The organism is Komagataeibacter sp. NFXK3 (genome assembly GCF_054182245.1).
In genome coordinates this window covers 22,683-41,767 of the sequence record NZ_JAPIVJ010000006.1, presented here as the reverse complement: position 1 = coordinate 41,767, position 19,085 = coordinate 22,683, and the positions used below count along the sequence as shown (strand labels likewise).

Below are 19,085 nucleotides of genomic sequence, written 5' to 3'. Positions count from 1 at the left end.
TGCCCCGTCGGAACTGGTTAAAAGTCCTAGGCCCCCCAGTCCGGCGTGACAATCGGGCCACGGGGCCGGGCTGGCGGTTTTACAGTCACATTATCCGGCGTGCAGCGGTGCGCAGGCCGCCGCAAGCCATGTGCGCGCCGGAGTTTGCAGATGCGGTGCGATGCTTTCAAAAACCCGTGCATGATAGGTATCGAGCCACGTCGTTTCGGCGGCTGACAGGCTCGCCGCATCGATCAGCCGCCTGTCAAAGGGGGCCAAGGTCAGCACCTCGAATTCCATGAATGACCGGCCGGCCTCGCCCACGGTGCTGGGCTGGACCAGATGCAGGTTTTCAAGCCGGATGCCAAACGCGCCGGGGCGGTAATAGCCCGGCTCGTTGGACAGGATCATGCCCGCATGCAGTGCTACAGGCCGGAACACGGGCGAGATCGTGGCCGGTCCCTCATGCACCGACAGGTAGCTGCCAATGCCGTGCCCGGTGCCGTGATCGTAATTCAGCCCGCCCTCCCACAGGGCATGGCGGGCCAGCGCATCGAGCGCATGCCCGGTCACACCGGTGGGGAAGCGCGCGCGGGCAAGGGCGATATGCCCGCGCAGCACGCGGGTAAAGGCATCGCGCACATCTGTATCGGGCATGCCCGGCCCGGTCCATATGGTGCGGGTGATGTCGGTGGTGCCAAAGGGGTACTGCCCGCCGCTATCAATCAGGTAGACCTCGTTGGCGTGCAATGCGCGGTTGCTTTCGGGGGTGACGCGGTAGTGGATGATGGCCCCGTTCGGTCCCGCGCCGGAGATGGCGGGAAAGCTCTCCTCGCGGTAATCCGGGCACTCCTTGCGGAAGGCATCGAGCTGCTGTGCCGCGTCCAGTTCCGTGGTGCGGGCCGCATTGTCATCCAGCCAGTGCAGGAAGCGGCAGATGGCCACGCCATCAAGCAGGTGGGCACGCCTGCTGCCGTCCTGCTCGGTCGGGTTCTTGATGGCCTTGGGCAACTGGCACGGATCATCCTTGCGGATGACCGTGGCCCCAGCCTCCTCGAGTACCTGCATGAACCATATCGCGTTGCGGGCGGGGTCCACCTGCACGCGGGCCGGGGCGAGGGCGCGCAGGCCCTCCTCCAGTGCTGATGGCGGCAGCAGGGTCACGTCGGCACCCAGCCAGTCATGTGTCTGCCGTGCTACCTTGGCGGGGTTGATGAACAGCGTCACCCGCCCGTCATCACGCATGATGGCAAAGCTCAGGCTGAGCGGGGTGTAGGGCACGTCGGTGCCACGAATGTTGAGCAGCCATGCAATCGAGGCCGGGTCGCTCAGCACCAGCGCGTGCTCGCCCGCGGCACGCAGGCTGGCGGCAATGGCTTCGCGCTTGGTCGCACTTGCCTGCCCGGCCCAGGCCTCGGGCTGGGGCACGCAGGGCGTGCAGGGGGCAGCAGGGCGGTCGGTCCAGATCTGGTCCACCGGGTTGTGGGCCAGTGGCACGAGCGTCAGTCCGGCATCACTGAACGGACGCAGCGCGCTCTCGGCAATCAGGCGCGGGTCGTAGCCGATGCGCAGGCTAGCCCCATGCTGCGCCAGCCAGCCTGCGGGCGGGGTCCGGGTAATGTGCAGCCGCTCCCACATCGTGCCATTAACCTGCTGGTCCATCTGGGTAATGTAGCGCCCGTCGGAGAACACGGCAGCGCGGTCGGGCAGGATGGCCGCCAGCCCCGCGCTGCCGGTAAAGCCGGTGAGCCAGGCCAGCCGTTCCGCGCAGGGGGCGACATATTCGCCCAGATGCTCATCGCCACGCGGCAGGATGAAGCCGTCCACGCCCATCCGGCTCAGGGCGGCGCGCAGGGCATCGGGGCGGTTCGGAGCAGGCGACATGGGCGTATCCTTGATGGGGTTGGAACTCACACCGGCGACATGATGCGGTACAGGAACAAAAGGTCCATCCAGCGGCCATATTTGGTGCCGCATTCAGGCAGCAGGCCCCCATGCTGGAAGCCAAAGCGCTCATGCAGCTTGCGCGAGGCGATGTTGGTCGAGGTAATGCCCGCGATCATCACATGCACGTCCGCCGCCTTCGCCCGCTCGCACAAGGCCTGCAGCAGGGCGCTGCCAATGCCCTGGCGCTTGTATGCGGGCGCGATGTAGAGCGAATGCTCCACCGTATGGCGGTAGCCTGAAAACGGGCGGAACATCTTCCAGCTACTGTAGCCCGCGACATTGCCATCGGGCATCTGCGCCACCAGCACGGGAAAGCCGCTGGCCTGGCTGGTGTGCAGCCACTCCAGCCGGGCCTCGAGCGTGGTTTCCTGCGTTTCCCACATCGAGGTGCTGTTGCGGATGGCGTGGTTGACGATCTCGACAATGGCCGGGATGTCATCATCCATCGCATCGCGGATCAGGAGGGCAGGCGTGTCAGCCATGGGGTTTGCGCAGGATCAGCGTGCCCCAGTCTCCCTCGCGCAGGTGGCGCTCGAGCACCAGCCCGTGGCGTCTGTGGGCGGCCAGCACCATGCGCACCTGCGTGTTGAGCAGGCCTGCCAGGATGGCGGTGCCACCGGGCATCAGGTTGAGCGCGAGGTCGGCGGCCATGCTGCATAGCGGGCGGGCGAGGATGTTGGCGAACACAAGGTCATAGGGCGCATGGTGGCGGATGGCGGGCGTGGACCAGCCATTGCCCAGATGGCAGTCAACCAAGTTGGCCAGCCCGTTCATGGCGGCGTTGCGCCTGGTCACCCGCACCGACCACGGGTCGATATCGGTGGCCAGCACCGGCTGGTGCAGGAGTGCCGCCGCCGCCATGGCCAGGATGCCCGAGCCGCAGCCAAGGTCGAGGATGCGCCGGGGCTTGCGGTAGGCCACCATCTCGAGTGCGCGCAGGCAGCCGCGCGTGGAGCCGTGCTCGCCCGAGCCGAAGGCCACGCCCGCATCGAGTGTTATGGTAATGCGCTGCGGGTTGGGCGCATCCTCAAGGTGGGTGCCGCGAATGGCGAAGCGCTTGCCCGCAAGCTGCTCGGGGAAGGATTCATACGTGCGGGCCAGCCAGCCTTCGGCCTCGGTGTGGCTGCGCTCGAGTTCGGCATCCACGCCGCTGGTCAGGGCGGCGAGGATCAGGGCCGCGCGCAGCTCGTCCTCGCCGCTGCCGGTGTCCTTCACCCCTTCCACGCGCCACAGGGTCTGGCTGTCATCAAGTTCGAAGATGCCGATGGTGGCGCACACGGTGGCGAGGGCGGATTCATAGGCCTCGACCGCATCGGGCGGAACAGTGACCGATATGGTTTCAAGTTCGGTGGCGTGACGCCGGGGGGAAAGGCTCATCTATACCTGCTCAACAAATTTATCGATCACCCGCTTGGGGCCTGCTTTTTCAAACGCGACTTCCAGCCGGTTTCCCTCGACCGAGGTAATCGTGCCGTAGCCGAATTTCTGGTGGAACACACGCACCCCCACCTTCATGCCCGGCGTGGCGGCGGCGGCAGGGGTGACATCATGCACCCTGCGCGCCGCCACGAGCGGGAAGGGGGATGAGCCGAACACGGCGGGGCGGCCGAGAAAATTGCGGCGGCTGTTGGCGCTGTCGCCCCGGCTTTCAATGTGCTCGGCGGGGAGTTCTTCTACAAACCGGCTGGGAATGGCGGACTGCCAGCTGCCATAGATGAGCCGGTTGGCGGCATGGCTGATGATGGCCAGCCTGCGCGCGCGCGTAATGCCCACATAGGCCAGGCGGCGTTCCTCCTCCAGCCCTTTCAGCCCGCCTTCATCAAGCGTGCGCTGGGAGGGGAACACCCCTTCCTCCCATCCCGGCAGGAACACGGTGTCGAATTCCAGCCCCTTGGCGCCATGCAGCGTCATGATGCTCATGCTGTCATCGCCCGCCTTCGCCTCGGTATCCATGACGAGGGCGACATGTTCGAGAAACCCGCCAAGGTTTTCATAGTCGGCCAGCGAGCGCACCAGTTCCTTGAGGTTCTCGATCCGGCCCGGCGCGTCGGGTGACTTGTCGGCCTTCCACATCTCGACATACCCGCTTTCATCAAGCAGGTGGTCGATGGCCACGACATGCCCCTCGCGACCGGCCTGCTCGCGCGCGGTGGCCAGCGCCTGCATCAGTGCGGTGAGCTGCTCCTTCGCCCGGCCCCTGATCTCGCCGGTGGCGAGCATTTCCAGCACGGCGGCGGTCAGCGGTACCTGGCGCTCGCGGGCGTGCATGTGCAGCTTCTGCAGCCCCGTTGCCCCCACGCCCCGGCGCGGCACGTTGATGATGCGCTCGAACGCCAGGTCATCGGAGGGCTGGCTGACCACGCGCATATAGGCAATGGCGTCGCGGATTTCGGCGCGCTCATAAAAGCGCAGGCCGCCCACCACGCGGTAGGGCAGGCCAAGGGTGATCAGCCGTTCCTCGAACGCGCGGGTCTGGAAGCCCGCGCGCACGAGGATGGCGATCTCGCTCATGGCGTGGCCATCGGCGCGCAGGCGTTCGATCTCGGCGCCGACCATGCGGGCCTCGTCATCGGAGTCCTGCACGGCAATCACACGCACCTTCTCGCCTTCCGCATCCTCGCGGCCGGGGTGCAGCGTCTTGCCAAGGCGTTCCTCGTTATGGGCGATCAGGCCCGAGGCCGCGCCAAGGATCTGGCGGGTGGAGCGGTAATTACGCTCAAGCCGCACCACGCGCGCACCGGGGAAGTCGCGCTCGAAGCGCAGGATGTTCTCCACCTCCGCCCCGCGCCATGAGTAGATGGACTGGTCATCATCACCCACGCAGCAGATGTTGGACGGCTGGCCTTCCCTGTGGGCCAGCAGGCGCAGCCACAGGTACTGGATGGTGTTGGTGTCCTGATATTCATCAACCAGGATGTAGCGGAAGTAGCGGTGATACTGCTCCAGCACGGCAGGGTGTTTGCGCAGGATTTCCGTCATGTGCAGCATCAGGTCGCCAAAGTCGCAGGCGTTGATCTGCTTCAGCCGGTTTTGATAGTCGGTATAGATCTCGGCGCAGCGACCGTTGGCGAAATCCGTGTCCTCGGCGGCCGTGATGGCGTCGGGCACGAGGCCGCGATCCTTCCATCGCTGGATCACGCCCATGATCGCCTGTGGCGGCCAGCGCTTGGTGTCGATACGGTAGGGCTCGAGCACCTGCTTGAGCAGGCGCAACTGGTCATCGGTATCAAGGATGGTGAAGCTGCTGGTAAGCCCCACATATTCCGCATGGCGGCGCAGCATGCGCGCGCATAGCGCGTGGAAGGTGCCCAGCCACAGTCCCTCCGCCGGCTCGCCCAGCAGCGCGCTCACGCGCTCGCGCATTTCGCGCGCGGCCTTGTTGGTAAAGGTCACGGCCAGGATCTGGTTGGGCCGCGCCCGGCCCGAGAGCAGGATATGCGCGAACCGCGTGGTCAGCACCCGCGTCTTGCCCGTGCCCGCGCCGGCAAGGACCAGCAGCGGGCCATCGGTTGTCTCGATCGCGTCACGCTGCTCGGGGTTGAGGCGGTTGAGGTATTCCGGCGCGTTGCCGGTAGGGATAAGGCTGTCCATCACGCTTTCTTCTATACCAATCCAGTCAGTGCGCACCAATGCTATCGGACGTGGGGAGGGGTCATGACAGAAACAAAACCCGCAAAAACACCGGCACGGGTGGGCCCCGGCGGCCACAGGGCACGCATGCGCCAGCGCATTCGCGTGGCGGGCGCGCACTCCCTGGCCGATTACGAACTGCTGGAGGTGCTGCTGTTCGCATCAACCCCCCGGCGCGACACCAAGCCGCAGGCCAAGGCGCTGCTGGCCACGTTTGGCAGCCTCGAGGCGGTGCTTGAGGCAACCCCTGCCGCCCTGCGGGCCGCAGGGCTGGGGCCGCGCGGGGTAGCGGTGATGGGCGTGCCGGGCGAGGTGGCGCAGCGCCTGGCCCATGCCGACCTGCGCGGACAGGTCGTGTTTACCGACATGGCGGTGCTGCTCGATTACTGCGACCGCCTGCCTGCCACCGAGCCTGATGGCATGCGGCTGTTCTACCTTGATTCAGCCCGCCACATGCTGGCCGATGAGGTCGTGCCCGCAGGCCTGGCCCCCGCGCAGTGCCGCACGGTGCTGGCCCGTGCGCTGGAACTGCATGCGGTCTCGCTCATTGCGGTGCGCGACATGGGCCAGCACGCGCCGCCACCGCCACAAAGCCTGCCCGAACTGCGCTTCCTGCGCATGCTGCATGCCCATGCCCGCCTGCTCGGCCTGATGTTTCAGGACTGCCTGCTGCGCGGGGCGGGGCAGGTGGTGAGCATGCGGGCGCTGATGGAGCACTAGGTGTGGGGATGGGCCTCGGCTGCCGCGAATTGCTGGCGGATGGCGGCCAGCAGTTCGGCAGGCTGGCTGACCAGCGCATCCGCACCGGCCTGCACCAGTTCCTCGCGCGTGCCGTAGCCCCACAGCACGCCCAGCGCGCGCACGTGGTTGGCATGTGCACCGCTGATGTCAAAGCGGCGGTCGCCAATCATCAGCGCGTCCTCGCGGTTGACTGCGTATTCGCGCAGCACGGCGGCGATCAGTTCGGGCTTTTCGGCTCCGCTTTCATCCTCGCGCGCGCCGGACAGGCCATCAAAATACTGCACCAGCCCCCGCATGTGCAGGATCTTGCGTGCCAGGTAGCGCGGCTTGGAGGTCGCCACGAACAGCCGTACGCCTTCTGCCGAGAGGGTCTCGATCACCTCGCGCATATGCTCGAAAACCGGACTCTTGTGCATGCCTGCCGATTCGTAGTGCCTGCGGTACAGCGCCATTGCCTCCTGCACCCGGTCATCGCCATACTGGGCCAGGATGTGGCCGATCAGTTCCTCGAGCGGCGGCCCGACCACCCAGCTCAGGTCCATCGACAGGTCGGGCTCATGCCCGAGGTCGCGCAGCACGGCATGGATGGATTCGACAATGCCATCACGCGAGCGGATGATGGTGCCATCAAGGTCAAAAAGTACGGTATGGGACTGATGAAGACGCATGCAGGTTCATAACCTCCTTATTTTGTCGCCATCATGCACCATGGCGGCGCGTTCTGTCCTGCAATTGTTGGGGAAGGGCCGTTTTGTCCGACCATAAGCCACCCGCCCCCGCATCGGTGCCGCTTGGCGGCAGCATCAGCCGCGCGCAGGACCATGCCTTCCTGCATCGCCTCATCCGCACGCTTGATACGGCGCATCCCGCCCCTGACCGGCTGGCAGCCAGCCTTCTGGCCCGTTTTGGCTCGGCGGGCATGGCGCTGTCGGCGCATGTGGGTGGGCTTGATGAAGTGGCGGGGCGCGAGGCCCTCGTGCCGCCGCTGCTGGCGGTGGCGCGCGAGGCGGCACTCAGGCTGTATCGGAGCCGGGTGCGGCGCACGGATGTGCTTGCGGGCCGCAGGGGGCTGGAGGCCTACCTGCAGGCCTGCATGGGCCATGAGGTGGTCGAGCAGTTCCGCGTGCTGTTCCTTGATGGGGCATGCCACCTGCTGGCCGATGACCTGATGGGCACCGGCACGGTCAACCATTCCCCCGTCTACCCGCGCGAGATCATGCGCCGCGCCCTGCAACTGGGCGCCGAAAAGCTGGTGCTGGCCCATAACCACCCCGCAGGCCGCCCCGAACCGTCGGGCGCCGATATCGAGATGACCATGCGCATTGCCCAGATCGGCAAGCTGATGGGCGTTGTGGTGCATGACCATATTATCGTGGGCAACGGGCGCACCCACAGCTTTCGCGCCATGGGGCTGATTGCCTGAGCAATTGCGGTCGGGATAAAGTTCTGGGTGCCGCCTTTTTTAATAAGGCGGCGTTTTTTGAAGCTTTTTGCAAAAAGCTTCACCAGAAACTTCTATGTGCCAGCCGCGTCGTCTTTTGGGTTCACGGGCGTTGCCAGTGGGCCAAGGGCGGCTTCAACGCCAAACTCACCGGGCAGGCTGCCGAGCGGAAAGATCACGTTTACATGCCCCATCTTGCGCCCCGGCCGGGCCTCGGCCTTGCCGTAATGGTGGGCCAGCAGGTGCGGGGTGGCCATGATGTCGGGCCACAGCGCCATGTCATCGGGGCCGATCAGGTTTTTCATCACCGCGTCGCTATGGCGGGTGGCAGGTGGCAGGGGCAGGCCGGTGACAGCGCGCACATGCATCTCGAACTGGTCCACCGGGCAGGCATTCATGGTCCAGTGGCCGGAATTGTGCGGGCGGGGCGCGATTTCGTTCACGCGCAGGCTGCCGTCATGGTCCACGAACATCTCCACGCCCAGCAGCCCCACAAGGCCAAGGGCCGTGGCAATGCGCCGGGCCAGGTCACGGGCCTGCGCCGCAAGGTCTGGGCTGATGCGGGCGGGGGCCAGGCTGATGTCGAGAATGCCGTTGCGGTGGCGGTTCTCGGTCACGTCAAAGGTGCTGACATCGCCGCGTTCGTTGCGGGCCACCATCACGCTCACCTCGCAGGCGAAGCGGATCATGCCTTCGGCCACCAGCGGGTGGGGGCGTAGCGTATCGAAGGCATGGTCGAGGTCGGCCGCGCTGTGAATGCGGGCCTGCCCCTTGCCGTCATAGCCCAGCCGCGTGGTCTTGAGGATGAAGGGATAGCCCAGCACGTCCGCCGCGCGGTCAAGGTCGGCCTGGCTTTCAACCGCGTGCCAGGGGGCGACGGGAATGCCGTGCTCGCCCATGAAGCTTTTCTCGGCAATGCGGTCCTGGCTGATTCGCAGGATCGCGCCCGCCGGGTGAACCGGCCGCAGGCTCGAGAGCAGGTCCAGCCCGTCGGCGCTGATGTTCTCGAACTCGAAAGTGATGACATCTACCGCACCGGCAAAGCGGCGCAGGGCATCATGGTCATCATAGGCGCCAAAGGTCACGGCATGCGCCACCTGGGCTGCCGGGCCATCGGCCTCGGTGGTCAGGATATGGGCGCGGTAGCCAAGGCGTGCAGCGGCAATGGCGGACATGCGGCCAAGCTGGCCACTGCCCACAATGCCCAGAACGGAACCGGGGGGCAGCATGCTCATCGGGTCGGCTCATCCGCCACGGCCGCCGTCTGGGCCGCGCGCCACGCTGCCAGCCGCGCGCCCAGCGCCGGGTCGGACAAAGCGAGGATGGCAGCCGCCATCAGGGCGGCGTTGGTCGCCCCCGCCTTGCCAATGGCCAGCGTGCCCACGGGGATGCCGCCGGGCATCTGCACGATGGAAAGCAGGCTGTCCATGCCCTTGAGCGCATGCGATTCGACCGGAACCCCCAGCACCGGCAGCGCCGTCCAGGCCGCGCACATGCCCGGCAGGTGGGCCGCTCCACCCGCGCCCGCGATGATGACCGAAAGCCCGCGCCCCTGCGCGGCTTTTGCATATTCCGCCAGCCGGTCGGGCGTGCGGTGGGCGGAGACGATGCGCACCTCATGCGCAACATCAAGCTTTTCCAGCACGGCGGTGGCGTGGCGCATGGTTTCCCAGTCGGACTGGCTGCCCATGATGATCCCCACGCGGGGGGAGGCGGAAGAGGCGGGGGAAGGGTGGCTCACGGTTTGAAATACTCTCGTCAGGTCGTCAGGCAATACTGTCGGGGATCAGGCGGCTTTCCAGCCAGGTGATCTCGTCCTTGAGCAGCAGCTTGCGTTTTTTCAGCCGTTGCAGCTGCAACTGGTCTGATATCTGCAGCGCCATGCGGCTTATGACCGTATCAAGGTCACGATGTTCGCTGCGCAGTTCATGCAGCTTGCGAAGGAGGGTCTCGCGATCTGTCAGCATGGCGGCTCATCTGTTCGGTGGGCAGGGCCCTAGTCTAAGCATATCCGCGCCAAAAGGCGAAATGCGCACCCTGCCCCACGACCTGCAATTTTAACATGGAATTTGCCTGCGCGTCTGGTCTAGCCTGATCGGGTCGTAGCAAGGACGCTGGAGGGTTCCATGTCGTATGAAGCGCGTATCAACAGCCTCAAAACTCGCCATGCGCGGCTTGATGCCCGCATTTTTGATGAAGACCGCCGCCCGCTGCCCGATGAGGGCGCGATCAGGCGGCTCAAGCTGGAAAAACTGCGCGTAAAGGAAGAAATCGAGCGACTGGCTAGGCTGGGCTGAAAAAAAAGCCCTGCTTTCCGCCCGGTGGCTGATGCCGCCGGGCGGTCAGGGCTTACAGCGCGTGCTCGCTGTCGTCATCAAGTTCAAGCGGCGGGGGAACGGCCTGGCCTTCACGGGCAAGGCGTTCATTGGCGGCGGCCACCATGGCATTGAGGTCGGTCTGGCTGCACAGGCCCAGTGTTACGGGGTCGCGCGGCTTGATGTTGGGGCTGTTCCAGTGCTGCTTGCTGCGCACTTTCTCGATCGTGTCCTTGGTGGTGCCCAGCAGCTTGCTGGTCTGCTGCTCGGACAGCTGCGGGAAGTTGCGCAGGATGAACGCAATCGCATCCGGCCGGTCGTTGCGCTTGGCCACCGGCGTGTAACGCGCGCCCTTCGAGCGGCGGTTGATCGGGTTGGCAGGCGGCAGGATCTTGAGGCGCGACTCAGGATCTTTCTCGCAGCGGTCGATTTCCGCCTGGGTCAGCTGGTGGTTGGCAATCGGGTCATAGCCCACGATTCCCTGCGCCACTTCGCCATCGGCGATGGCCTGCACCTCAAGGGGGTGCATTCCACAGAATTCGGCAATCTGGGTAAAGGTCAGCGCCGTTTTTTCAATAAGCCACACGGCGGTTGCCTTGGGCATCAGGGGCAGGGCAGTCATTGTCACTCAGGTCCTACAGCGTGTGGCGCCACACGCAGGCACCTGAAAGGGTGTTTGAAACGGCTCCATCCCGAAGCGGGAACCGTGCGTACCTGCTGGCGCGCCAGAAACGGAAAACACTCGTGGAAGTGATATGAAGGTTGAGGACGCCAAAGGTCAAGACTTCAATCTGCCCGCGCCGGATGTTTCGCACCCATCAGCCCCGGCTATTGGCAATGCGCCGCCCGCCCGGCCAGGGGCAGCCTGCACGACAGGAGGGGCAAGCCGGTTGGCCTGCCCCTGCCATTGCCTGATCGGCCTGTTCAGGCCGCGCAGCCACACGCGGCGGGCTGGGCCGTCATGGCAGGCGCTGCAACGGAGTCCGGCGCGGGCTGCGCGGCCTCCATGACCTGCCCTGAGGAGATGGGAATGCGGCGTGGCTTGAGCGCCTCGGGCACGATCTGGCGCACGGCGATGCGCAGCAGGCCGTTGGTCATGTCCGCCTTTTCCACCACCACATGGTCGGCGAGCACGAAGCGGCGCTCGAAAGCGCGGGTGGCGATGCCGCGATGGAGCATCTCGCGGTCCTGCGTGTTTTCCGCCACGCGACCGGCCACGATCAGCGTATTGTCCTGCACGGTCAGTTCGATGTCATCGGGGCCGAAGCCTGCGACCGCCATGGTCAGGACATAGCGGGCATCGGACAGTTTTTCGATATTATAGGGCGGGTAGGACGGACTGACCGGATTCTGGGCCGCCGTATCGACCAGCTGGGCCAGCCGGTCAAACCCGATCGCGCTGCGAAACAGCGGTGCGAAATCATAAGCCATGTTCAAAACCTCCATGAAGCAAGGTCTGCGGTAGGCGGCTCCTCGGTCGAGCGAGCCGCACTTTGGGAAAGATGCGAACCCGCTCGGGCGTTCGCATGGTCCAGACATGGGAATGCCCGGCCCCCCGTTCAAGGGACCGGGCATTGCCCGTAACCGCAGTGTATGTTCGGTGGAGGTAAGGGTTATCAGCCCTTCTTGCGCTGGCCCAGCGCGCCGAACTTCTTGTTGAACTTGGCGACCTGGCCCCCGGTGTCCATCATGCGCTGCACGCCGGTCCACGCCGGGTGGGACTTGGTGTCGATGTCGAGGCGGAGCGTGTCGCCCGGCTTGCCGTAGCAGGAGCGGGTCTTGTACTCGGTGCCATCGGTCATGATGACATTGATTTCGTGGTAGTCGGGGTGGATGCCGGATTTCATTTCAAACAACTTTCGCGCTGGGCCCACCGATGCCGACCGGGGGCGTATGTTCGGCTGGCCTATAGACGAGATGGGCGCCCGAGATCAACACCCGATGGCAAGAAAACCCACGCCTGTTGCGGGCGGGCAGGGTGTTACCGCGTTGCATCAGGGGCGCGGAATGGCAAAAAAGCAGCGTTGATGCAGTCGTCACGCGCGCCCAATGTTGCTAGGAGTAAATATCTTCTGAGAAATAAAGGATTGGCGTTAATGGCAAAACTGCCGGATCACGTGCCTGAACTGCACGTCAAGGACATTCATGTACCCGGTTGGCTGGGCGAATTCCGCAACTTCCTCATGCGTGGCAATGTGGTTGACCTCGCGGTCGGTGTTATCGTCGGCGCGGCTTTCACGGCCATCGTGAACAGCCTGGTGAAGGATATCTTCACCCCCATCCTTGGCCTGCTCATTGGCGGCATCGACTTCACCAACCTGTTCATCACCCTGCGCGGCCCGCATCTGGCCACGCTGGCCGATGCGCAGAAGGCAGGCGCCGTTACCCTGAACGTGGGCCTGTTCCTCAATGCCGTGATCCAGTTCGTCATCATCGGCTTCGTGATTTTCTGGGTGGTCAAGGTCATCAACCGCCTGACCGCGAAGAAAGAAGCCGAGAAGCCGGCAACGCCGCCCGCACCCCCGCGCAGCGAATTGCTGCTGCAGGACATTCTCGACGTGCTCAAGACCGAAGCCGCCCAGAAGGGCGAGGCTCCCAAGGCCTGAACGCACGCCCCGGGCGCAGCGCAAGGAACGGGCACCCTGTAAGGGGTGCCCGTTTTTTTGTGCCCTCTCGGGCCCTTGTGCCCGGTGGCCTGCGTGCCCACTATCGCAGGCGCGGGTTGATCGGATGCGGCGTTTGTGTAACCCGATGGCCATGACGTGCTCCCCGGGCCTGGTCACGGCGCGGGGCATGCATTGTGCATGAGAGAGTTTTCACAGCCGTTACAGGGTTGGCGCTACATGATTGATATTCGACGACATGTCCGTTCCGGCATGCTGCTTGTGGCCGTAGCCAGCCTGCTTGCGGGCTGCCATGGCCCGCAGCGCCCGGACATGGCGCGCCTGCCCGGCCCGGCCCAGGATTACCTGCTGGTCTCGACCTATTTCATGGCCGAGGGCAGCCTTGTCAGCCGCCTGCAGGATGGCGGGCTGTCGGGCCAGCAGGTGTATGACATGGCGGCCTCGCTCAAATACGGCAAGCACACGATCATGGCCGTGCTGCAGAAGCCCTCGCGCCACGCGCGCCGCGAGGGCCAGCAGGCCGTGGCCCTGATGGTGGCCTGCGCCAACCAGCCCGATCCCTCAACGCTCAATGGCGTGGCGCCCCCGCGCTGCCTTCCCGGTGCGCCGCTCATGCCCGTCAATGCAAAAGGGCAGGTCGTGCCGCCATCGGCCGGACCTGCCCCCAGATAGTGTGAAAAGTTTTTTGGTGAAGCTTTTTTAAAAAGGCGGCACCCAGAAACTTTTACTTTTTATCGGTCATATTCTCAGGAGCGCGCGGGCGGTCGTGCATCCCGCCGCAGCCGCTTCTCGCCCATCAGCAGCAGCAGGGGCGCTGCGATGAAGATGGAAGACGACGTGCCCACCACGATCCCGAACAGCATCACCCACGCAAAGCCGGACAGGCTGGCCCCGCCAAACAGGGCCAGCGGTAGGGCGGCCAGAAAGACGGTGCATGACGTGCCCAGCGTGCGGCTCAGCGTCTCGTTGATCGAGAGGTCGATCAGCTCGGCCAGCGGCATGGTGCGGTATTTGCGCAGGTTCTCGCGCACGCGGTCATACACCACCACCTTGTCGTTGGTGGAATAGCCCAGGATGGTCAGGATGGCGGCCACCATCACCAGATCGAACTCGAAATGCGTAATGACCAGGAAGCCGATGGCCTTGGTCAGGTCCAGCACCAGCGTCACCACCGCGCTGACCGCGAACTCCCACTCAAAACGGAACCAGATATAGGCCAGGATCATCAGCAGGCTGATGCCCAGCGCCAGCATGCCGTTGCGGAACAGTTCCTTCGATACCGAGGCCCCCACCGCATCCGCCCGCAGCACCTGGGCTCCGGGCAGGGTGGCGATGGCATGGCGCACGGAGTCGACCATGGCCTGCGTGCGGGCCTCGTGGTCGGGCTCGCTGTCAGGCGGCGTGTCGAGGCGGATCAGCACGTCATCGGGGCCGCCAAAGGACTGCACGCCCGCAGCCGAGACATGCTGGGCGGCAAGGGCCGCGCGGATGACGTTGAAATCAGCCGGTCCCTGCGTGCGGGCCTCGACCACGATGCCACCGCGGAAATCCAGCCCCAGCGTCAGCCCGGGGTGGAAGAACAGGATCAGCGAGGCGATGGACAGCACGGCGGACGTGGCCAGCCCGATAAAACGCCCGCGCATGAAGTTGATTTTCGTGCCACGCGGCACGAACCGAAGGAGGGGACGATCAAACATCATTCGGCGCGCCTCAGACCGGCAGGGTGCTGGGGCGTGTGCGGGCATACCAGCGCACCATCAGCATCCGGGAAAGGAGAAGGGTGGTAAACAGGGTCGTCACGATACCAATCGTGATGGTCAGCGCGAAGCCGCGCACCGGCCCGGTTCCGAAAACGAACAGCATCACATGCGCCAGCAGGGCGGTTGCGTTACTGTCCACGATGGTGGCGGTCGCGCGTTCGAAGCCTGCCTGCATGGCCTGCAGCGCGCTGCGGCCACGGGCCACTTCCTCGCGGATGCGCTCGTTGATCAGGATGTTGGCATCCACCGCCATGCCCAGGGTCAGCAGCATGCCCGCCATGCCCGGCAGGGTCAGTGTGGCCTCGAAGAGCGAGAGGATGGCGGTCATCAGCACCAGGTTGGCCAGCAGGGCAATGTTGGCGTACCAGCCGAACCGGCCATAGAACAGCGCCATGAACGCGATCACGAGCACGAAACCGGCTGCAAGGCTGTAGCCGCCCGCCCGGATCGAATCAGCACCGAGCGAGGGGCCGATGGAGCGCTGCTCGATCACGTTGAGCGGGGCGGGCAGGGCGCCCGCGCGCAGCAGCAGGGCGATGTCGGTGGCCTGCTGGGCGGAGAAGCCACCCGTAATCTGGCCGTTGCCGCCGGTAATGGCGGTGCGGATGACCGGGGCCTCGATCACCTTGTTATCGAGCACGATGGCGAAGCGCTTGCCCACATTGGCGCGGGTGACATCGCCAAATTCCTGCGCGCCGGTCGAATCGAAGGTGAAGTTCACCGCCCATTCGCCGCCCTGCGGGTCGATCGAGGCGCTGGCATTGGTCAGGTCGGCGCCATCCACATCCACGTGCGAGAACACCGGCAGCGTGCCCTGTCCATCGCTCATGGGCAGCATTTCCACGCCAGCGGGCGGCACGGCGGAGCCAATGGCGGAATCGGCCACGAGGTGGAAGGTCATCTTCGCCGTGGTGCCAAGCAGGTTTTTCACCCGCTCGGGGTCGCTGATGCCGGGCAGTTCCACAATGATCCGGTCCTCGCCCTGGCGGGTGATCTCGGGGTCGATGGCGCCGGTGGCGTCAATGCGGCGGCGCACGATCTCGATGGACTGGGTGACCGCATCATAGGCGCGCTGGCGGGCGGCATCGGCGGAGAGCGTGATGGCGATCTGGCCGCCTTCGCCCTGTTCCACCTGGAACTCGCCCGGCGCGTTCATCGGCATGGCGCGCAGCGCCTTGAGGTCGGGCTGGGCCTCGTCGGGCGTGCGGGGCGTGAAGGTCACGTCATGCGGGCCGGTGGCGAGGTTGCGGTAGCCCAGCCCGGCCTTGAGCAGGGTCTGGCGGGTTTCATCCTGCAGGCCGCGCAGCCTGTCGGCGGTCACGCTGGCCATGTCCACCTGCAAAAGCAGGTATGAGCCGCCACGCAGGTCAAGGCCCAGGTGGATCTGGCGCCAGGGCAGGGCGGGGCTGGGCTGGCGGATGAAATTGGGCAGGCACAGCGCCAGCCCGACCAGACATACGCCAATGACCGAAGCCATTCTGAGCCGACTGTAATACATCATGACTTGATGGAAAGCTCCCTGCGCCCGGCTGAGCCGGTTCCCTTGCCCGGCATGGTCAATGTGTCGTGTGCACGTAAAATCAGTGCGGGAACATGCCGCCCCACGCCCGATGATGCAACCGCTGATGCGCCGAGCGCCTGCCCGGCGTTGCCGTTTTGCCGCATTGGGGGCGGCAGGCGGGCAGGACGGGGGTGGGCTATCGCCGTGCTGGCTGCTAATCCGGCAGGGGTGTTTCAAAGGCATGGTCGTTTTGAAACGACCCCGGAAGAACGGCACGCAGGAAAGGCAGGACATGGTGCAGGCAGCACGGCGGTTACGCATCGGCATTGCGGGGGCGGGGCATTTTGGCCGCTTCCATGCGCTCAAGGTGCTGTCTGGCGCGCGGGAGGAACTCGTGGGCATCCATGACCCCGACGCCGCGCGGGCGCGCAGGGTGGCTGATGAGGCCGGGGGCGTGCCGGTGCTGTCCTACCCCGACCTGCTGGCCCGTTCCGATGCGATCATCGTGGCGGCGCCGGCGGAATATCATTTCGACCTGGCCCGCGAAGCCCTTGCGACCGGAAAGCACGTGCTGGTGGAAAAACCCATGGCCGCGACGCTGGAGCAGGCCGATGAGCTGATGCACCTGGCGCACAGGCATGGCGTGGTGCTGCAGGTGGGCCACCTGCTGCGCTATTCCGCCGAGCACCGGGCCATTACCGAGCGCATCACCCGCCCGCTCTATATCGAAGCGACCCGCATCGCGCCCTACAAGCCGCGCGGCACGGATGTATCGGTCATCCTTGACCTAATGATCCATGACCTTGACCTGGTGCTGGCCATTGTCGACAGCCCGATCGAGAGCGTGGACGCGCTGGGGGCGGCGGTGAGTTCGCCGTTCGAGGATATCGCCAATGCCCGCGTGCGGTTTGAAAATGGCTGTGTCGCCACGATTGCGGCGAGCCGCATCTCGCTCAAGACCGAGCGGCGCATGCGCGTGTTCTCGCAGGAGGGTTATCTCTCCGCCGATTTCATGAAGCGCGAGCTGACCATGATCGGGCGCGAGCGCGGCCTGCCGCTGCCGGGCACTGGCGGCTTCCGCCGCGAATCGGTCACATGGCGCGACCATGACACGCTGGCCGCCGAGCATGCCGCCTTTGCCGCATCCTGCCTTGATGGCGCAAAAGTGCTGGTTGATGGCGCGGCAGGCCGCCGGGCGCTGGCGGCAGCCCTTGCGGTAACGCAGGGCATTGCCGCGACACGGGCGCGGATGGAGGCGTCGGGGCTGATCATTCCCCCCGTTCAGGAGGACTGAAGCGTCTCGCGCAGCATTTCAAGTTCCAGCCAGCGTTCCTCGGCTGCCGTAAGGTCGGCCTGCGCCTTTTCCAGCGCGGCCGTCGCGGCGGTGAAGGCCGCGGGGTCGCGGGCATAAAGCCCGCCATCGCTCAGTATGGCCCGCAGGCGTGCGATTTCCGCCTCAAGGGCTGCCATCTGTCCCGGCAGCTGCTCGAGCGCATGCTTGTCCTTGTAGGTCATCTTGCGGGCAGGCTGGCGGGGCGAGGCGCTGGGCGTGACATCGGTCTGGGCGGGGGCGGCCTCACTGCGCTCGGCGCGGGGGCGGGCGGCGAGGGTTGCATCCTGCCGCTGGGCCAGCATGTCGCTGTAGCCACCGGCATATTCCACCCATCTGCCACCCCCTTCGGCCATCAGGATGGAGGAGGCGACCCGGTCGAGGAAGTCACGGTCATGGCTGACAAGCAGCACCGTGCCGGAATAGGCGGCGAGCATCTCCTGCAGCAGGTCGAGCGTTTCAAGGTCGAGGTCGTTGGTCGGCTCATCGAGCACCAGCAGGTTCGACGGCCGCGCCAGCGCGCAGGCCAGCATCAGCCGCCCGCGCTCACCACCTGAGAGCACGCCTACCGGGGTGCGTGCCTGCTCGGGGCGGAACAGGAAGTCCTTCATGTAGCCAATGACATGACGCTTCTCGTCGCCCACCTGCACCATGTCGCCACCGCCGCCGGTCAGCGTATCGGCCAGGGTGGCCCTGGGGTCGAGCGTGCGGCGCTGCTGGTCCAGGGTTACGACCGAGAGCGCGCTGCCAATATTGATCGTGCCCGAATCCGGCTGGTCCTGCCCGGTGAGCAGGCGCAGGAGCGTACTCTTGCCCGCGCCGTTCGCCCCCACGATGCCCAGCCTGTCGCGGCGCAGCACGCGCAGGTCAAGGTGGCTGACCACGGGGTGGGCGGGGTCGTAGGCGCGGCACACATCCTCTGCCACCGCGACCAGCTTTCCCGAAAGGTCGCTCTCGCGGGCTTCCATCTTCAGGCCACCTTGCGGGCGGATGGCAGTGCGGCGCTGGTTGCGCAGTTCGGCCAGCTCGGCCACGCGGCGCACGTTGCGCTTGCGGCGTGCGGTCACGCCGTAGCGCATCCAGTCTTCCTCGCGCGCGATCTGGCGGTCGAGCTTGTGGCTGTCGCGTTCCTCCTGCTCCAGCACCTCCTCACGCCAGGTCTCGAAGCGGGCAAAGCCCTGGTCGAGCCTGCGGGTCACCCCACGGTCAAGCCACACCACCGAGCGTGACAGGGTTTCAAGCAGGCGGCGGTCATGGCTGATGATGACCATGGCCGATGAGAGCGAGAGCAATTCACGCTCCAGCCATTCAATGGTGGGCATGTCGAGGTGGTTGGTCGGCTCATCGAGCAGAAGCAGGTCCGGCTCGGGGGCCAGCGCGCGGGCGAGCGCGCAGCGGCGTGCCTCGCCCCCCGAGAGGGTCGAGGGGTCTTCCGTGCCGTTCAGGCCGAGTTCGCCCAGCAGCAGTTCGGCGCGGTATTCCGGGTCGTTCGGCCCCATGCCCGCGCGCACGTAATCCAGCGTGGTGGCAAAGCCCGACAGGTCGGGCTCCTGCGGCAGGTAGCGCACCGTGGTGCCGGGCTGGAGGAAGACCGTGCCGGAATCGGCCTGGATCTCGCCCGCCGCAATGCGCAGCAGGGTGGACTTGCCGCAGCCATTGCGCCCGACAAGGCAGACCCGCTCGCCGGGGCCGATGCCAAACCCCGCGCCATCAAGCAGCGGCGCGCCGCCAAGGGTCAGGGTAATATCCTGGAGGAGGAGAAGGGGAGGAGGAGCCATACCCGCTTATGTCGTGTCACACGGGCGGGGCGCAAGGTC

Annotated in this window: 20 protein-coding genes; 6 read left to right on the top strand and 14 right to left on the bottom strand. The window is 65.6% G+C overall.

Annotated features, from left to right (window positions below; all coding sequences use genetic code 11):
* Positions 1-90 precede the first annotated feature (90 nt).
* Genes OQZ28_RS08250 through OQZ28_RS08235 form a run of 4 tightly spaced genes read right to left on the bottom strand, consistent with a single transcriptional unit; the run spans position 91 to position 5,517 of the window.
* Positions 91-1,863, bottom strand: a complete 1,773-nt coding sequence (locus OQZ28_RS08250; RefSeq protein ID WP_458135788.1) for a M24 family metallopeptidase — start codon at positions 1,861-1,863, stop codon at positions 91-93.
* 26 nt (positions 1,864-1,889) lie between these two features.
* On the bottom strand, positions 1,890-2,408 hold the full coding sequence (locus OQZ28_RS08245) for an N-acetyltransferase family protein (protein WP_458135787.1): 519 nt from the start codon (positions 2,406-2,408) through the stop codon (positions 1,890-1,892).
* Positions 2,401-3,303 (bottom strand): 50S ribosomal protein L11 methyltransferase, encoded by a 903-nt coding sequence (locus OQZ28_RS08240; RefSeq protein ID WP_458135786.1) that lies wholly within the window; start codon positions 3,301-3,303, stop codon positions 2,401-2,403. Before OQZ28_RS08240 ends, OQZ28_RS08245 begins: the two co-directional genes overlap by 8 nt.
* Positions 3,304-5,517 carry an ATP-dependent helicase gene (locus OQZ28_RS08235; RefSeq protein ID WP_458135785.1) on the bottom strand — a complete coding sequence of 738 codons (2,214 nt, stop codon included), beginning with the start codon at positions 5,515-5,517 and terminating at the stop codon, positions 3,304-3,306.
* A 63-nt stretch (positions 5,518-5,580) separates the two neighbouring features.
* Between OQZ28_RS08235 and OQZ28_RS08230 the strand changes: the two genes are divergently transcribed.
* Entirely contained in the window at positions 5,581-6,276 is a 696-nt protein-coding gene (locus OQZ28_RS08230) for a JAB domain-containing protein (RefSeq protein ID WP_458135784.1), read from the top strand.
* Here OQZ28_RS08230 and OQZ28_RS08225 read toward each other — a convergent pair.
* Positions 6,273-6,965: an HAD hydrolase-like protein gene (locus OQZ28_RS08225; RefSeq protein ID WP_458135783.1), complete on the bottom strand. Its 693-nt coding sequence runs from the start codon at positions 6,963-6,965 to the stop codon at positions 6,273-6,275. The two genes, OQZ28_RS08230 and OQZ28_RS08225, sit on opposite strands and share 4 nt — an antisense overlap.
* 83 nt (positions 6,966-7,048) lie before the next feature.
* Here OQZ28_RS08225 and OQZ28_RS08220 point away from each other — a divergent pair, with 83 nt between their 5' ends.
* Entirely contained in the window at positions 7,049-7,720 is a 672-nt protein-coding gene (locus OQZ28_RS08220) for a JAB domain-containing protein (RefSeq protein ID WP_458135782.1), read from the top strand.
* Positions 7,721-7,812: 92 nt separating this feature from the next.
* Here the strand turns inward: OQZ28_RS08220 and OQZ28_RS08215 are convergent, their stop codons facing one another.
* The 3 genes from OQZ28_RS08215 to OQZ28_RS08205 are packed head-to-tail and all read right to left on the bottom strand — an operon-like array spanning position 7,813 to position 9,705.
* A complete protein-coding gene (locus OQZ28_RS08215) occupies positions 7,813-8,973 on the bottom strand; it encodes a 5-(carboxyamino)imidazole ribonucleotide synthase (protein WP_458135781.1) in 1,161 nt (386 codons plus the stop codon).
* Positions 8,970-9,479: a 5-(carboxyamino)imidazole ribonucleotide mutase gene (gene purE, locus OQZ28_RS08210; RefSeq protein WP_275100946.1), complete on the bottom strand. Its 510-nt coding sequence runs from the start codon at positions 9,477-9,479 to the stop codon at positions 8,970-8,972. The genes OQZ28_RS08215 and purE overlap by 4 nt, the downstream gene beginning before the upstream one ends.
* Before the next feature lie 25 nt (positions 9,480-9,504).
* Positions 9,505-9,705, bottom strand: a complete 201-nt coding sequence (locus OQZ28_RS08205; protein ID WP_061272640.1) for a YdcH family protein — start codon at positions 9,703-9,705, stop codon at positions 9,505-9,507.
* 159 nt (positions 9,706-9,864) lie between these two features.
* On the opposite strand from OQZ28_RS08205, the gene OQZ28_RS08200 reads away from it, so the two are divergent.
* Positions 9,865-10,035 (top strand): YdcH family protein, encoded by a 171-nt coding sequence (locus OQZ28_RS08200; RefSeq protein WP_078526835.1) that lies wholly within the window; start codon positions 9,865-9,867, stop codon positions 10,033-10,035.
* Between the two features lie 52 nt (positions 10,036-10,087).
* Here the strand turns inward: OQZ28_RS08200 and OQZ28_RS08195 are convergent, their stop codons facing one another.
* The 3 genes from OQZ28_RS08195 to rpmE all read right to left on the bottom strand — a co-directional run bounded on the left by OQZ28_RS08195 (position 10,088) and on the right by rpmE (position 11,900).
* The gene (locus tag OQZ28_RS08195; protein WP_130729986.1) at positions 10,088-10,675 is read right to left on the bottom strand and encodes a DUF1013 domain-containing protein; all 588 of its coding nucleotides are present in this window, start codon (positions 10,673-10,675) and stop codon (positions 10,088-10,090) included.
* A 302-nt stretch (positions 10,676-10,977) separates the two neighbouring features.
* Positions 10,978-11,484, bottom strand: coding sequence for an Hsp20 family protein (locus OQZ28_RS08190; RefSeq protein WP_458135780.1), 507 nt, complete (start codon positions 11,482-11,484; stop codon positions 10,978-10,980).
* 185 nt (positions 11,485-11,669) lie between these two features.
* Entirely contained in the window at positions 11,670-11,900 is a 231-nt protein-coding gene (gene rpmE, locus OQZ28_RS08185; RefSeq protein ID WP_061272648.1) for a 50S ribosomal protein L31, read from the bottom strand.
* Positions 11,901-12,149: 249 nt separating this feature from the next.
* Here rpmE and mscL point away from each other — a divergent pair, with 249 nt between their 5' ends.
* The gene (gene mscL, locus OQZ28_RS08180; protein ID WP_078526841.1) at positions 12,150-12,659 is read left to right on the top strand and encodes a large conductance mechanosensitive channel protein MscL; all 510 of its coding nucleotides are present in this window, start codon (positions 12,150-12,152) and stop codon (positions 12,657-12,659) included.
* Between the two features lie 237 nt (positions 12,660-12,896).
* Entirely contained in the window at positions 12,897-13,349 is a 453-nt protein-coding gene (locus OQZ28_RS08175) for a hypothetical protein (protein WP_458135779.1), read from the top strand.
* A gap of 74 nt (positions 13,350-13,423) precedes the next feature.
* Here the strand turns inward: OQZ28_RS08175 and secF are convergent, their stop codons facing one another.
* Positions 13,424-14,374: a protein translocase subunit SecF gene (secF, locus tag OQZ28_RS08170; protein ID WP_130730221.1), complete on the bottom strand. Its 951-nt coding sequence runs from the start codon at positions 14,372-14,374 to the stop codon at positions 13,424-13,426.
* A 13-nt stretch (positions 14,375-14,387) separates the two neighbouring features.
* A complete protein-coding gene (gene secD, locus OQZ28_RS08165) occupies positions 14,388-15,938 on the bottom strand; it encodes a protein translocase subunit SecD (protein WP_130729983.1) in 1,551 nt (516 codons plus the stop codon).
* Between the two features lie 292 nt (positions 15,939-16,230).
* On the opposite strand from secD, the gene OQZ28_RS08160 reads away from it, so the two are divergent.
* The gene (locus OQZ28_RS08160) at positions 16,231-17,232 is read left to right on the top strand and encodes a Gfo/Idh/MocA family protein (RefSeq protein ID WP_458135778.1); all 1,002 of its coding nucleotides are present in this window, start codon (positions 16,231-16,233) and stop codon (positions 17,230-17,232) included.
* Here the strand turns inward: OQZ28_RS08160 and OQZ28_RS08155 are convergent.
* Positions 17,220-19,046, bottom strand: coding sequence for an ABC-F family ATP-binding cassette domain-containing protein (locus OQZ28_RS08155; RefSeq protein ID WP_458135777.1), 1,827 nt, complete (start codon positions 19,044-19,046; stop codon positions 17,220-17,222). The two genes, OQZ28_RS08160 and OQZ28_RS08155, sit on opposite strands and share 13 nt — an antisense overlap.
* Positions 19,047-19,085 lie beyond the last annotated feature (39 nt).

What these genes read in the sequence shown, in the direction of transcription:
- OQZ28_RS08240 (WP_458135786.1), bottom strand. Translation starts at nt 3,303, where the DNA reads ATGAGCCTTTCCCCCCGGCGTCACGCCACCGAACTTGAAACCATATCG.
- OQZ28_RS08195 (WP_130729986.1), bottom strand. Translation starts at nt 10,675, where the DNA reads ATGACTGCCCTGCCCCTGATGCCCAAGGCAACCGCCGTGTGGCTTATT.
- OQZ28_RS08200 (WP_078526835.1), top strand. Translation starts at nt 9,865, where the DNA reads ATGTCGTATGAAGCGCGTATCAACAGCCTCAAAACTCGCCATGCGCGG.
- OQZ28_RS08215 (WP_458135781.1), bottom strand. Translation starts at nt 8,973, where the DNA reads ATGAGCATGCTGCCCCCCGGTTCCGTTCTGGGCATTGTGGGCAGTGGC.
- mscL (WP_078526841.1), top strand. Translation starts at nt 12,150, where the DNA reads ATGGCAAAACTGCCGGATCACGTGCCTGAACTGCACGTCAAGGACATT.
- OQZ28_RS08160 (WP_458135778.1), top strand. Translation starts at nt 16,231, where the DNA reads ATGGTGCAGGCAGCACGGCGGTTACGCATCGGCATTGCGGGGGCGGGG.
- OQZ28_RS08155 (WP_458135777.1), bottom strand. Translation starts at nt 19,046, where the DNA reads ATGGCTCCTCCTCCCCTTCTCCTCCTCCAGGATATTACCCTGACCCTT.
- OQZ28_RS08225 (WP_458135783.1), bottom strand. Translation starts at nt 6,965, where the DNA reads ATGCGTCTTCATCAGTCCCATACCGTACTTTTTGACCTTGATGGCACC.
- secF (WP_130730221.1), bottom strand. Translation starts at nt 14,374, where the DNA reads ATGTTTGATCGTCCCCTCCTTCGGTTCGTGCCGCGTGGCACGAAAATC.
- OQZ28_RS08250 (WP_458135788.1), bottom strand. Translation starts at nt 1,863, where the DNA reads ATGTCGCCTGCTCCGAACCGCCCCGATGCCCTGCGCGCCGCCCTGAGC.
- rpmE (WP_061272648.1), bottom strand. Translation starts at nt 11,900, where the DNA reads ATGAAATCCGGCATCCACCCCGACTACCACGAAATCAATGTCATCATG.
- OQZ28_RS08230 (WP_458135784.1), top strand. Translation starts at nt 5,581, where the DNA reads ATGACAGAAACAAAACCCGCAAAAACACCGGCACGGGTGGGCCCCGGC.
- OQZ28_RS08235 (WP_458135785.1), bottom strand. Translation starts at nt 5,517, where the DNA reads ATGGACAGCCTTATCCCTACCGGCAACGCGCCGGAATACCTCAACCGC.
- OQZ28_RS08175 (WP_458135779.1), top strand. Translation starts at nt 12,897, where the DNA reads ATGATTGATATTCGACGACATGTCCGTTCCGGCATGCTGCTTGTGGCC.
- OQZ28_RS08205 (WP_061272640.1), bottom strand. Translation starts at nt 9,705, where the DNA reads ATGCTGACAGATCGCGAGACCCTCCTTCGCAAGCTGCATGAACTGCGC.
- OQZ28_RS08245 (WP_458135787.1), bottom strand. Translation starts at nt 2,408, where the DNA reads ATGGCTGACACGCCTGCCCTCCTGATCCGCGATGCGATGGATGATGAC.
- OQZ28_RS08190 (WP_458135780.1), bottom strand. Translation starts at nt 11,484, where the DNA reads ATGGCTTATGATTTCGCACCGCTGTTTCGCAGCGCGATCGGGTTTGAC.
- secD (WP_130729983.1), bottom strand. Translation starts at nt 15,938, where the DNA reads ATGATGTATTACAGTCGGCTCAGAATGGCTTCGGTCATTGGCGTATGT.